At 46.9% G+C, this 13,753-nt stretch carries 11 protein-coding genes; all 11 read left to right on the top strand.

The features are described 5' to 3' along the window. Positions 1–4: 4 nt before the first annotated feature. A complete protein-coding gene (locus tag RTR76_RS18970) occupies positions 5–673 on the top strand; it encodes a coenzyme F420-0:L-glutamate ligase (protein WP_312523896.1) in 669 nt (222 codons plus the stop codon). Between the two features lie 64 nt (positions 674–737). Next, positions 738–2,384, top strand: a complete 1,647-nt coding sequence (locus RTR76_RS18975; protein WP_312523899.1) for a hydantoinase/oxoprolinase family protein — start codon at positions 738–740, stop codon at positions 2,382–2,384. Continuing rightward, on the top strand, positions 2,374–3,699 hold the full coding sequence (locus RTR76_RS18980) for a histone deacetylase (protein ID WP_312523906.1): 1,326 nt from the start codon (positions 2,374–2,376) through the stop codon (positions 3,697–3,699). The genes RTR76_RS18975 and RTR76_RS18980 overlap by 11 nt, the downstream gene beginning before the upstream one ends. Before the next feature lie 12 nt (positions 3,700–3,711). Beyond that, positions 3,712–4,452, top strand: coding sequence for a ribonuclease PH (gene rph / locus RTR76_RS18985; protein ID WP_312523908.1), 741 nt, complete (start codon positions 3,712–3,714; stop codon positions 4,450–4,452). Next, positions 4,449–5,045, top strand: coding sequence for an XTP/dITP diphosphatase (locus RTR76_RS18990; RefSeq protein WP_312523910.1), 597 nt, complete (start codon positions 4,449–4,451; stop codon positions 5,043–5,045). The genes rph and RTR76_RS18990 overlap by 4 nt, the downstream gene beginning before the upstream one ends. Then, positions 5,042–5,527 (top strand): YfcE family phosphodiesterase, encoded by a 486-nt coding sequence (locus tag RTR76_RS18995; protein WP_312523911.1) that lies wholly within the window; start codon positions 5,042–5,044, stop codon positions 5,525–5,527. The genes RTR76_RS18990 and RTR76_RS18995 overlap by 4 nt, the downstream gene beginning before the upstream one ends. A 163-nt stretch (positions 5,528–5,690) precedes the next feature. Further along, positions 5,691–6,512: an adenosylmethionine decarboxylase gene (gene speD, locus RTR76_RS19000; protein WP_312523913.1), complete on the top strand. Its 822-nt coding sequence runs from the start codon at positions 5,691–5,693 to the stop codon at positions 6,510–6,512. Positions 6,513–6,972: 460 nt separating this feature from the next. After that, on the top strand, positions 6,973–8,700 hold the full coding sequence (locus RTR76_RS19005; RefSeq protein ID WP_312523914.1) for a methyl-accepting chemotaxis protein: 1,728 nt from the start codon (positions 6,973–6,975) through the stop codon (positions 8,698–8,700). 789 nt (positions 8,701–9,489) lie between these two features. Further along, positions 9,490–11,418 carry a PrkA family serine protein kinase gene (locus RTR76_RS19010; protein WP_312523918.1) on the top strand — a complete coding sequence of 643 codons (1,929 nt, stop codon included), beginning with the start codon at positions 9,490–9,492 and terminating at the stop codon, positions 11,416–11,418. Between the two features lie 42 nt (positions 11,419–11,460). Next, positions 11,461–12,624: a sporulation protein YhbH gene (gene yhbH / locus RTR76_RS19015; RefSeq protein WP_312523919.1), complete on the top strand. Its 1,164-nt coding sequence runs from the start codon at positions 11,461–11,463 to the stop codon at positions 12,622–12,624. Continuing rightward, positions 12,624–13,753: SpoVR family protein (locus tag RTR76_RS19020; RefSeq protein ID WP_312523920.1), on the top strand; the 1,130-nt coding region annotated here is incomplete at its 3' end. The genes yhbH and RTR76_RS19020, both read left to right, overlap by 1 nt.

Consider the following 13,753-nt stretch of genomic DNA (forward strand, 5'->3'; position numbering starts at 1 on the left):
TGTTGTGGAAGAACTGCAGCTTATACCGGTAAAAACCCGGATTTTGACACCGCAAGATGATATTGTAGATGCTATAGAGAAATATGCAAAAGATCAAATCGGTCCTAATGATGTTGTATCGGTGGCTGAAAGTGTGGTCGCCATAACACAGGGACGGGCAGTTCGCCCTGAAGAGCTTAATCCTGGAATTCTGGCACGGATCATGTGCCGCTTTGTACCGCAAAAAGGGAGTATGTCCAGTATATACGGCATGCAGGCAGCAATGAATGTAGAAGGGGAATGGCGGATGTTCTTCGCTATGCTCATGGGCATGTTGGGCAAACTGGTTGGGCGCAGCGGGTTGTTTTATGAATTAGCCGGTCCCCAGGCGGCACTTGTTGATGACGTTACTGGCACAATGCCTCCTTTTGACAAGCATATTGTGTACGGGCCTGATGATCCGGAAGGCGTTGCTGAAGCAATAAAGCAACGTTTTGGCTGTTATGGTGCCGTGGTAGCCGATGTAAACGACTTAAAACGGGCACGGGTTGTCGGAATTACAGCTGGTTTGGAACCGCAAAAGGTTGCTAAAATTCTCATTGACAATCCATTCGGAAATGCATCGCAGATGACACCGGTTGTTATCATTCGAAATTATGCGCAGGCAGAAGCACGGGTAGTTCAACACTCGTAAGGCTTAAAATGCGGAGAGGATAGAATAAACCCTATCCTCTCTTGTTTGTTGGAGGCGATTGTACATGCTGCTGGGGATTGATGTAGGCGGAACTTTTACAGATGCTGTTATTGTATTTCAGGGGAAAGTGCTAGCTAAAACCAAGACAGCTACTACTCACGAGGATTTGCTGCAAGGCATTTTTTCTGCAATTGACACCGTCATGCGGGAAGCTCCCGGTACTATTGAAAGGGTTGCGCTTTCCACCACCGTGGTAACCAACAGCTTAGTGGAAGGAAAAACCGATCCCGTAGGACTCCTTGTTATTCCCGGACCGGGTTTGAATATTGAGTCTCTCCTGCCTGCTAAAGCAGTCGTACTCTCCGGTTATATCGACCACCGGGGCAGGGAAGCCGCAAAGATGATTAACGAGGAGATAGCTGAAGCCTGCAAGACTTTTGCGGATAAGCACTGCTTTGCCGTATCAGGAAAATTTGCCGTCCGTAATGCTGCTCAGGAAATGACCGTTTCCCGGGAAATAATTGCCAGGACCGGAACAGAGCATGTAACAGTCGCCTCGCAAATTGCCGGCTCGCTCAATTTTTTGCGGCGAACCAATTCGGCTTATTTTAATGCTGCCGTATGGCGCAGGTTCAGCTGGTTTGCCGCAGCTGTAGAAGGGGCCTTATTCGCGAGAGGTGTCAATGCTCCTGTACATATTCTCAAAGCTGATGGCGGTACAATGCCCTTGGCCTTGGCGAAATGCCAGCCAGTCGAAGCGATTTTTACCGGACCTGCCGCCAGTGTGCTCGGCATCATGGCAATAGGCACGGCTGAGGGTGAGACTATATCACTTGATATTGGTGGAACTACAACGGATATTGCTTTATGGCGCGGGGGCAGCCCCTTGTTTGCTGAACAGGGTGCAGCGGTCAGTGGTTATCCAACGGCAGTCCGCGCTTTTTGGCTGCGTTCGGTTGGGATAGGCGGCGACAGCTGGGTTCGCCGCAGCAGTGGCAAGCTGCTCATCGGACCGGAAAGGGTTGGTCCTGCAATGGCGGCAGGTGGTACGGAGCCGACTGTTGCTGATGCGCTTATTGTGGCGGGCTTAGTCGATTTTGGCAGCCGGGCAGCTGCTTATCAGGCACTTGAGAAGCTTGCGCTGCCTGATCAGACTCCTGAGCAGGCAGCGCAGGAAATACTTGACGGTGCTGCAGAAAATATTTGTACTGCAGTCCGTGAGATGCTGGCTGCTCATCAGGCCAGGCCGGTATATACCGTTACCGATATGGTGAATACTAAAACCTTCACACCTCATGCGATTGTTGGCGTAGGCGGCACGGCCGAAGGGCTTGCTCCCCTGGTGGCCCGTCGAATGGGGGTGGCTTGCCAGATACCGGACAATGGTGCTGTGGCCAATGCCTTAGGGGCTGCGGTAGCACGGGCAACAACCGATATAACCGTGCGCGTGGATACCGAACGGCAGGTGCTTTCCGTAGCAGAGCTTGGTTTGCAGGAAAAGCTGCCAAGCAGAGGCATGACGATAGCGGCTGTCAGACAACTTGCGGAAAAATATCTGTCTGAACGCTCTGGGCGGTTTGGAATTATTCCAGGCGAAGTGGAAACAATTTACGAAGAAGAGTTTAATCTTGTCCGTGGCTTTCAAACTGCTGGTAAAATTATTACTTGCCGTAAGCAAGTTAAGCCGGGGGTGTTGACCGATGTTCACTAAGGCTAATTTAGGCTTGGTTTTTTTTCCGGCCTTTGACTGGGCAATTTCCCCTACTCATCCGGAACGGCAGGAACGTTTATTATATACGCGTGATCAAATTGTCGAAGAAGGCCTTTTCGATTTGCCTGAGATACGCGAATATAAGCCGAAGCTTGCTGCAATTGCTGATTTGGAGCGCGTTCATATCGGAGTTCCCGGAATCGCCTCCTTAATTACTGATGCCCATTTGGTATCGGCAGGCGGTGCGATTGCGGCAGCCGATGCTGTACTGCAAAGACAGGTAAAGCGATCGTTTGCTCTGGTACGGCCGCCTGGTCATCATGCGATGCGTGTTGTTCACGGAACGCGCGGCTTTTGTACGGTTAATATTGAGGCAATCATGGCGGAGTATCTGCGTCACACCTATGGCTTACAAAAAATTGCCATAGTTGATACCGATGTACATCATGGTGACGGCACACAGGATATTTTTTATCATGATCCCGATACCTTGTTTATTTCTTTTCATCAAGATGGCCGGACCTTATATCCCGGTACGGGTTTTATGGAGGAAATGGGCAGTCCGAATGCCTTTGGGTCAACAATTAATATTCCGTTGCCGCCAGGTACCGGTGACGAAGGCCTGCATTATGTGCTGGATAACTTAATTCTGCCGATGCTGGCAGATTTTGAACCGGAAGTGATTATTAATTCTGCCGGTCAGGATAATCATTTCAGCGATCCATTGGCGAACATGTCAATAACGGCACAGGGGTATGCTAAGCTAGCCGACAAGCTGAAGGCCGACATTGCTGTATTAGAAGGCGGGTATTCCATTGAAGATGCACTGCCGTATGTGAATACCGGTATTATTCTGGCTATGGCGGGACTAGATTACAGCAGAGTAATTGAGCCGGATAAAGGGCGCAATGCTCCTCGCCAGACGGAGCAAACTACGGCATATATTAGAAAACAGGTAGCCGAGTGGCAGCAGGTTTGGGCCGTGAGAGATGAAATGAAGCAGCGCGAAATTAAAAAATCAGGTGATAGCTGGCAGCGTAAACGCAGCATTTACTATGATGACAGTGGTATTCGCGAACAACAGCAGGAAAAAATCCGCATATGTCCCAAGTGTTACGGCTACCAGACAGTTGCTACTCAGGCAGAAGGCACTGGGTTTGGCTGCCAGTCGGCCTATGCTGCGATTATTCCGAGACAGGCTTGCTCTGCATGCCGGCGGGAGGCTAAAGACGCTTTGGCAGCTGCCAAACGAGCCGCTCAATATCAGTATTATTTTCTCCAGGATAAAGAACAGAGCATATTGGAAGAAATATAGGGAGGCTTTTTCATGAATCGTACCGATGGCCGTCTGGCTGATCAACTACGCCCCGTATCTATTACACGCAACTATTTAAAATATGCCGAAGGATCGGTGTTGATTGAATTTGGCAATACAAAGGTAATTTGTGCTGCTACAGTAGAAGAAAAAGTACCTCCTTTTTTAAAGGGCTGTGGTGAAGGCTGGGTAACGGCGGAATATTCCCTGCTGCCCCGTTCGACACAAACCCGCAATCCCCGTGAAGCGGCACGAGGCAAGCAAACCGGCAGAACACAGGAAATTCAGCGACTTATTGGCCGGGCGTTGCGCAGTGTTGTCAATACAAAAGCCTTAGGTGAAAAAACAATCTGGATCGATTGCGATGTTATTCAAGCCGACGGTGGAACCCGTACGGCAGCGATTACCGGCGCATATGTTGCCCTCGTTGATGCAGTGAATACCTTTTATTCGGAAGATAAGATTTTCCCAGTGAAGGATTTTCTGGCAGCGATCAGTGTTGGTCTGCTCAAAGACCAGGCAGTGCTTGATTTGTGTTATGAAGAAGACTCAAATGCGGTAGTGGACATGAATGTAGTGATGACTGGTGCCGGGCAGTTTGTTGAAGTGCAGGGAACCGGAGAACAACATCCTTTTACTAAGGAACAGATGAGCGAACTGCTCCGTTTAGGTGAGCTGGGGATTAATGAGCTGATTGATCTGCAAAAAGATGCCTTGGGACCTCTTGCCTGGAAAGTGGGGCGAGTACCTTGAAAGAAATTGTCGTAGCTACCAAAAATGCTGGTAAGGTGGCTGAGCTTGCTGCAGCACTTGCTCCGCTTAAAGTCGTTGTGAGAGCTGTAAGTGAATATGGGAATATTGAAGAGCCTGAGGAAACAGGTACTACTTTTGCTGCTAATTCTCTGCTCAAAGCCCGCTACTACGCGCAAGCGACAGGCTGCGCCTGTCTGGCTGACGACTCGGGGCTGGAAGCAGACGGTCTTAATGGACGCCCGGGGGTTTATTCAGCCCGTTTTGCCGGGCCTGGCGCCACAGATCGTGATAATAATGAAAAAATGCTGAAGGAACTGGGCGAAATGCCAAATGCTGCCCGGACCGCACGCTTTCGTTGTGTGCTGGCCTTTTGTGATACAGATGGACAGGTAATGACTGCCGATGGAACCTGTGAAGGAGTTATTCTGCAGGCGCCTCAGGGCAGCGGCGGTTTTGGTTATGATCCACTGTTTTTTATGCCGGAATATAATAAGACTCTTGCTCAGATGACGGTAGAGGAAAAAAATGCCGTCAGTCACCGGGGAAAAGCAATGGCTGTAATGGTCGAAAAACTGGCAGGCTATTTGTCATGAAGATTGGCGTAATGAGTGATACCCATGGTGATATGGCTGCTATCCGCCGGGCTGTTATCGCAGCAGGACCGGTTGATTGCTGGCTTCACGGCGGCGACTACAGTCAGGATAGTCATTTTTTAGCTGAGTTTACCGGTTTGGAAGTTACCGCAGTACAGGGTAACTGCGATGGGACGACAGGAGCTAAAATTGATGAATATATTGATGCAGGACCGGTAAAAATATGGCTTACTCATGGTCATCGTTATCCGGCCAAAGACCGGGTGGCAGATTTAATCTGGTGGGGCAAGAAATATGGTGTTCAAGCAGTGGTTTATGGGCACAGCCATATACCGGATATTACCTGCAGGGAAAACCTCATTGTGTTTAATCCCGGCAGTCCGTCCCGTCCCCGCGGAGGCAGCAAGGCCAGCTGTGGTGTTTTGGATATTGGTCCCGATGGCGCTATACAGGCTCATTTGATAGAAGTGGCAAAAGCATAAAAAAGGAGGCTTGCTGCTCTGGACAGCGAGCCTCCTTTTTTCGCTAAAAAACGGAGCCGTCTTTTTCTGGCATATATTGATTTACGTTGTCAGTTTTTCTGTGTATACTATATAATAAAAAGTTGTATATAAAAAAATTCTTATCAGTTGGTGAGGTAGGGAAATGGAAGTAAAAACACTCAAGAAACTTAAGTTATATGGGTTTAATAACCTGACAAAGACGCTGAGTTTCAATATGTATGACATTTGTTATGCAAGGACGCCGCAGCACAGACAAGAATATATACAATACATTGATGAAGAGTATAATGCCGAGCGGCTGACCAGTATCCTTAAGGAAGTCGCCAATATTATCGGCGCTAACATCTTAAATATTGCCAGCCAGGATTATGATCCTCAGGGAGCCAGTGTGACTATGCTGATCTCGGAGGGAAAAGTACCCGATCACCATACCATGGAAATGCTGACCGATGCAGAAGATCCTCAGTCTGATTCGGTTGTCTGTCATTTGGACAAAAGTCATATTACCGTCCATACCTATCCGGAAAGCCATCCTGATAAAGGGATCAGTACATTCCGTGCTGATATTGATGTATCAACCTGTGGCGAAATCTCGCCGCTAAAGGTCCTGAATTATTTGATTAACAGTTTTAATTCGGATATTGTGATTCTTGATTACCGTGTGCGTGGTTTTACACGTGACGTGAACGGCAAAAAGTTTTATATTGATCATAAGATCAATTCCATCCAAAACTATATTGCTGATGAAACGCGCGATTTGTATCATATGATTGATGTGAATGTTTATCAGGAAAACATTTTTCATACCAAGATGATTTTGAAAGAGTTCGATATGGACAACTACCTTTTTGGGACTGCCCAGAAAGATTTGATTCCTGGTGAGAAAAAGAAAATTAAACAGCGTCTGAAAAAAGAAATGGCTGAGATTTTTTACGGACGTAATATTCCGAAGGTAAAAGGCTAGTACCTTGTCAGCCCTACTCCAGTGAATACTGACGGTCTATTTTCCGCAACCCTTCGTTATCGTCGGTCAGCATACATCCGGTATGCCCCCCTTCTCCGCCTTGGTTTGCAAAAAATAGCCTCGCCATTATCCTACTGTTTTAGAACTGACAAGATACTAGTTTACAGCTAGTTTGCAATAAATGAACTTAGTTTACAGCTTCATTGTAACGATGAGGCTGTATGCTAGGTTCTTTTTCGTTTATAAATGAGTAATAATTGTAAAATAGTACAATAAAATTAACTGTTTGGTAAAATTATGTTAAATTTTCTTGTCAAAGTTACAATGTAATGGTAAAATTAGTCTATTGACAGAGGGCGTGTGTGTAAGCAATGAAGCTTGTATCAGAGCAGAATGTTCTGAACAAGTCTTTTTTTATTCCTTGCTCTCTTGTGTGTACAAACGAGAGGAGATGAGAGAAATGAGAGTAAAAATTGGTGTAAAAATCACGGTTGGTTTTGTGGTGATGTTAGCACTCATTGGCATTTTAGGGGTGGTTTCTTTTCTCTCGCTGGCTAAGTCAGGCCACAATCTCGATTCCATTCAAATTTCCAGTCAGCGGTTAATTCTTGCCATGCAAATTCAGAATAGTTTTACCGAAGGGGCGGCAAGTGCTACCCGCTTTATTGCCTATGGTGATACGCAGAACTATAAGCAAGTGGAAAAGGCATTGAGCGAAACAGTTGTTTTGCAATATCAATTTGTTGATGTAGTAGAAGAGGATAAACGGGGCGATGCTCAAAAGATCATTCGCGACACTGCAAAATACAGCGATATCATTATGAACGATCTTGCACCTCTTGTAAGGGCTTATCATAGCGAGCTCGCTGCAGGCAATGCAGAAAGAGCACAGGCGCTTAAGGGGGAAGTATCACGGATGGCCGAGCGTATGGTGCCGATTGGTGATCAGGTTACTTCGGTCATGAAGGCGGTAGTCACAGAAAACAAAACGGTTGTTGATGACAGCATCCGCCTATCGCAGTGGTATACACAGCAGGCTAATACGATCGGTTTAATTGTCTGTGCTGTAGCTTTCATTGTAGGGTTAGTTTTGAGTATTGGGCTGACTCGTGCCATTATCAATCCGCTTACAAAAATGGTGGACGGAGCCAATCGCTTTGCCGAAGGCGATCTGACCGGTCCGATTGTCGTCAAGTCCAAAGATGAGCTGGGGCAGCTGGCGACGGCAATGAATGCGATGCAAGACAGCATTAAAGCGATTGTTCAGAGCATTCATCATCTATCCCGCCAGGTTGCAGGTTCTGCCCAGGAATTAACGGCAATTGTCGATCATTCGGCCAGTGCTGCCGATCAGGTAGCGAGCTCCATTTCGGAAGTACATCAGAATTCGGAAAGTCAAATGACGGCAGTGAATGAAGCGCTGTCAATTGTAGAAGAAATGTCCAGCGGTATTGCCCAAATTGCCGTTAATACTGATCAAATGTCCGATATGTCCCGTGAAACGGCAACAGCGGCCCAAAACGGGGTTCAATCCATATCCTCAGTAACGTCGCAAATGGCGAATATTGAGCGGACTGTTCTTGGGTTGTCTGATGTGGTAGTACGGCTTGGGGAGCATTCGCAGGAAATTGGTCAAATTGTTGATACCATTGCCGGCATTGCCAGCCAGACTAATCTGCTTGCTTTAAATGCTGCGATTGAAGCGGCTCGCGCAGGTGATCAGGGGCGGGGCTTTGCAGTTGTTGCTGATGAAGTGCGTAAATTAGCGCATCAATCACAGGAAGCGGCCAAACAGATTGCTTTCCTTATTCATCAGATTCAGCAGGAGACAGGGCAGGCGGTGAACGCCATGGAAGAAGGCACAAAAGAAGTGAAAAAAGGCAGCCAGGTTGTCGATGATGCAGGGCAGTCGTTTAATCGGATAGTGGAGCTTATCAATCACGTGACTAGGCAGGTACAGGAGATTTCTTCTGCGATTCACCACATGTCCGGCGGCAGTCAGAAAATTGTATTGGCAGTACGGGCTATTGACTCAACCGGCAAAGACATAACAAGCCAGACGCAAATGATTGCCGCAGCTACTGACGAAGAAGCGGCATCTATGACGCAAATAACGGATGCAAGCCAGACCTTGTCCCGTATGGCTGAGGAGCTGCAAAGTGCAGTGAATAAGTTTAAGGTCCAGTAAATCGACTTGTCGAAGACTTTATGAGTTTAGTAAGAGGTGAAAGACACCGTGATGTACTTTTGCCTTGATGCAAAAGTACCAAAAAATCAAGAACTGTACAGAAATAGCCTTGGAAACAAGCCTTCCTTGCTAAAATTCCGAAACTCGCTGCGCTCAAACAGTCGGAATTTCTTTACGCCAGAAAGGCTTGTTTCCACCCTGCGGGACGGCAATTTCAGTAACGGTCGGAGGGCCAAAACAAGGAACGGAGAAGATATGGGATTTACGTTCCTTCGTAACTGTTTCTCGTTCTTTGGCCCTTCTGGAAATAGCCGGTCCGAAGGATGGAAAATTGCCGGCTTACGTTAAGAAATTCGTACTGTCTGAGCGAAAGCGAGTTTGCGAATTTTAGTAAGTCGGTAATTTTCCAAGGCTATTGGAAGATAGGCCTAGACTTTTTGGTCCGTTTGTGGCAATGACAAAAGGACGAACCGGGCTTTTTCCCCATACTACGAGAGGGCTGTCTCAATTAGGTTTTTAAATCTATTCGAGATAACCCCTTTTGTCTTTTTACAAAAGGCTATCGTACTAATTTCTTAGTGCGATAGCTTCTCTTTGTTTACCATAAACATCCGTATGGACAAAAAGTAATGATTATGGTAAATTAAAAACAACAAGGACAAGTGTCCTTTGTGAATAGAAAGGGGATGTAAACTATGCTGGAAAACATCTACGAAGAAGAAGTTGACTTAACAAATCCCCAAGATATCTTTGACTACTAACAACAAATTTTAAAAGGAGGGCCTGAGTATGACTGATTTGGATTTTGCCGGACTCATTAAACAGGATCGCGAAGAACGGAAGCATCAACATTTTTCCGGAACGCTGCTGGATTATCTGGCTATTGTAAAAAAGAATCCAAAGATAGCCATGCTGGCCCATCAGCGCATGCATGAACTTCTAAATGCCCGCGGCGTTGAGGCTGTTAGCGGGGAAGACAATCCCCGCCTCAAACGGTTGTATGGTAATGAAGTGATCAAAAAATATACGTTCTTTAAAGATGATTTTTATGGTATTGACAAAAGTATCATGAAAATTATGCGCTATTTCCATTCCGCCGCCATGCGCGGGGAAGAAGCCAGACAGGTCTTGTATTTGGTAGGGCCAGTAGGCGCCGGTAAATCATCCTTAATGGAAGCCTTGAAGAAAGCGCTGGAAATGGCTCCGCCCACGTACATTATCAAGGACTGCCCGATGCGGGAAGAGCCTCTGCACTTAATACCGAAGCATCTTCGTCCGAGTTTTGAGAAAATGCTTGGCATTAAAATTGAAGGAGATCTCTGCCCCGTTTGCCGCTGGCGCTTGAAACACGAATATAAAGGTGAATTTGAAAACGTACCGGTAACAACAACCGAGTTTTCTGTCCGGTCACGCAAGGGAGTTGGCGTTGTGCCGCCGGTGGATCCCAACAATCAAGACACGTCCGTGTTGTCCGGTTCGGTAGATATTTCAAAAATGGACATGTATCCGGAGGATGATCCCCGGGTATTATCCCTTAATGGTGCGTTCAATGTAGGCAACCGAGGGATCGTTGAGTTCATTGAGGTTTTCAAAAATGATGTGGAATATTTGCACACCATGATTACTGCGACACAGGAAAAATCCATTCCTTCTCCGGGCAAAGGCTCAATGATTTATTTTGACGGTATCATTTTGGCTCATTCCAATGAAGCCGAATGGAACCGCTTCAAATCAGATCACACCAATGAAGCGATTTTGGACCGTATCGTGAAAGTTGAAGTGCCTTATTGTCTGGAGCTCGAAGAAGAAGTGAAAATCTATCGCAAGATGCTTTCCAATAGTGCTTTTAGTGCCCATATTGCGCCCCATACAGTTGAAATGGCGTCGATGTTTGCAATTTTGACTCGTTTGGCTCCGTCAGCAAAGGTCGATCCCCTTACTAAGCTTAAAATATATAATGGTGAGGAAATTGTAGAAAAAGGCTCCACAAAGAAAGTGGATATTACCGAACTGAGGGAAGAGGCTGCCCGTGAAGGCATGACTGGTATCTCTACCCGGTTTATTATGAAGGCGCTGGATACAGCTCTTTCCGATTCAGAACACAATTGTATTAACCCGATTACCGTGCTTGATACGCTGATAAAGGCAGTAAAAGAAATGGTAATTAATGAGGATGATAAAAAACGCTATTTGGGGTTCCTGCAGGATACGCTGAAGAAAGAATATAATAAGCTGCTCGAGAAAGAGGTTACCCGTGCCTTTATTTACGGCTATCAGGAGCAGGCAGAAAGCTTGTTCAATAACTATCTGGATCACTCGGAGGCTTTTGTTAATTCAGCAAAAATCAAGGATAAGAGTACTGGTGAAGAGCTGGAGTGTGATGTAAAATTCCTGCAGTCCATTGAAGAGCAGATCGGTATCACCGGCACAGCTGCTCTTGGCTTTAGGCAGGATGTAACAGCTTATATGTTCTCGCTGCTGCGCAGCGGCGGAAAAATTGATTACAAGAGCTATGAGCCATTGAAAGAAGCGATTGAGAAGAAGCTGACTGTATCGGTTAAGGAATTATCACGTGTTATCACGAAAGCCCGTGTCCGCGATGGCGAACAGGACGGCAAATACAATGCCATGGTTGAAGAAATGCAGCGCAATGGGTATTGCGATCATTGCTGCAATGTAATCTTAAAATATGCTGCTAATAACTTATGGCGCGATTAATAGTGTCCCGAATCTGCAGCGGCCAGAGAGGAGAAATGTGTCATGGCAATCTTCAAGGATGGCAGCCTTACCCCGTCGGACCGTTCTCAATGGGATCGCAAGCGTCATCGCCAATTGGTTGAAGAGGCTATTAAAAAGAATGTTGGCAGTATTGTCGCTGAAGAGAGCATTATCGGTCAGCAGGGCGATAAAAAAATCAAAGTACCGATAAAAGGAATTAAGGAATATCAGTTTATTTATGGTAAAAACAACTCCGGCGCAAGCGGGGGACAGGGAAACGAAAAACGGGGCCAGGTTGTCGGCAAGGCAAACGGGGAAGAGAGCCAGGGGCAAGGGACAGGCGGGCCTGGCAGCGATGCAGGCGAAGATGTTTTTGAGACGGAAATAACATTGGATGAACTGGTAGAGTATCTGTTTGAAGATTTGCAGCTTCCCGATATGGAGCGCAAAAAACTGGCCTCTATTGAGGCAACAAGGCGTTATAAGCAGTCGGGTTTTCAACGAAAAGGCATCCCCCCGCGTCTGGCTAAAAAGAAATCAGTCATGGAAAAAATCAAACGAACAAAAACAGTACAGCGTTCCGGCGCTGCCCTTGGAGATCGTCAGCCGTTCCGTGAAGAAGATCTGCGGTTTTTCCGGGTGAAAGAGGAACAGCGCCGTCATTCCAATGCTGTGGTGATCTGCATTATGGACACGTCGGGGTCGATGGATCAAACCAAAAAGTACCTGGCCCGCAGTTTTTATTTCTTGCTGTATCAATTTGTCCGTTATCGTTACGAAAATGTGGAAGTAGCTTTTGTTGCTCATACTACAGAGGCTAAGGAAGTGAATGAGCAGGAGTTTTTTCACAAAGGCGAATCTGGAGGAACGTTTATTTCCAGTGGTTATGCCAAGGCATTGGAAATTATTGAACAGCGCTATAATCCCGAGGTTTGGAACATCTATGCCTTTCATTGCTCCGATGGCGATAACTGGACGGAAGATAATCCCCGGGCGCTGGAGTTAGCAGAAGAACTCTGTGAAGTATGCAACTTGTTCGGTTATGGTGAAGTGGCTGCCAGTGGGTACTGGCAGCAATCAATCGGTCAGCTTTTCCGGGAACAAATACGCTCTGACCGCTTTGTTACGGCTACAATAACGGCAAAAGAAGATGTATGGCCGGCCTTTAGAAATATTCTGGCCAAGGCGGAAGGGGGCGGTGAATAATGGTCGGCTATAACCTGGAGCAGCTCAAAGACTGGAATGAGGAAATTGAAGGCTTGGTGAAAGCTAACGGACTTGATTGCTATGAACAGCAGTTTGAAGTGTGCAGCTATGAAGATATGCTGTGCTATGAAGCCTATGTGGGAATGCCCAGCCATTATCCTCACTGGAGCTTCGGCAAATCTTACGAACGGCAGAAGACCTTTTATCAACACAACCTTTCCGGGCTTCCTTACGAAATGGTCATTAATTCTGATCCTTGTATTGCGTACCTTATGCGGGACAACACGCTGCTGCTGCAGATCCTTACCATGGCACATGTTTATGGCCATAATGACTTTTTTAAAAATAACCGCCTTTTTCGCCGCGACACCAGGGCAGATTTGACGGTGGAGACCTTTAAAGCGCATGCTGACAGGGTGCGCGGCTATATACAAACTCCTGGCATTGGGCCGGAAAAAGTGGAACGCATTTTAGACGCTGCCCATGGACTGCGCTTTCAGACCGCGAGGAATGGCGCGGGTCCCGAGGTAAGGCGGAGTGATCTTGCTGCAGCGACTGGTTCTGAAATTGTCGAGCGGCATCAGCAGGACTTGCTGCTGTTTCTGGCAGACAGGGGCAGGCTGGCTGATTGGGAGCGGGATTTGGTACACATCGTCCGGGAGGAAACGCTGTATTTTATTCCGCAAATGGAAACAAAAATTATGAACGAAGGCTGGGCCAGTTACTGGCATTACAAATTACTGCAGCAGCTCGACATTGACCAGGCTCTCTATCTGGAGTTTCTGCAGCGCCACAACCTGGTCATCCGTCCCTATCCCGGTCAGCTCAATCCCTATTTTGTCGGCTTTAAAATGTTTGAATACCTGGATAAAAAGCATGGTATTGATTTTATCATGGAGGTGCGGGCGAATGAACGGGATCAATCTTTTTTGAGGCGTTACCTTTCGCAGGAGTTATGTGAGGAACTGCATCTTTTTGCTTATGCGGCAAAAGGAGATGAATTGGTTGTGACAGAGGTCAGTGATGACCAGGGCTGGAAAGCTGTTCGTGATTCATTGGCGAATGCTACCGGTATAGCATCAGTTCCGGCTATTGTCCCGGCTGCGGTGGAAGGAAGCAAGCTCATTTT

The sequence above is a fragment of the Anaerospora sp. genome (genome assembly GCF_032013335.1).
In the GTDB taxonomy this organism is placed as follows: Bacteria; Bacillota; Negativicutes; order Sporomusales; family DSM-15969; genus Anaerospora.

Bases quoted from the DNA above. Each gene is read 5' to 3' on its own strand.
- RTR76_RS18975 (WP_312523899.1), top strand. From the start codon at position 738: ATGCTGCTGGGGATTGATGTAGGCGGAACTTTTACAGATGCTGTTATT.
- RTR76_RS18980 (WP_312523906.1), top strand. From the start codon at position 2,374: ATGTTCACTAAGGCTAATTTAGGCTTGGTTTTTTTTCCGGCCTTTGAC.
- rph (WP_312523908.1), top strand. From the start codon at position 3,712: ATGAATCGTACCGATGGCCGTCTGGCTGATCAACTACGCCCCGTATCT.
- RTR76_RS18995 (WP_312523911.1), top strand. From the start codon at position 5,042: ATGAAGATTGGCGTAATGAGTGATACCCATGGTGATATGGCTGCTATC.
- speD (WP_312523913.1), top strand. From the start codon at position 5,691: ATGGAAGTAAAAACACTCAAGAAACTTAAGTTATATGGGTTTAATAAC.
- RTR76_RS19005 (WP_312523914.1), top strand. From the start codon at position 6,973: ATGAGAGTAAAAATTGGTGTAAAAATCACGGTTGGTTTTGTGGTGATG.
- RTR76_RS19010 (WP_312523918.1), top strand. From the start codon at position 9,490: ATGACTGATTTGGATTTTGCCGGACTCATTAAACAGGATCGCGAAGAA.
- yhbH (WP_312523919.1), top strand. From the start codon at position 11,461: ATGGCAATCTTCAAGGATGGCAGCCTTACCCCGTCGGACCGTTCTCAA.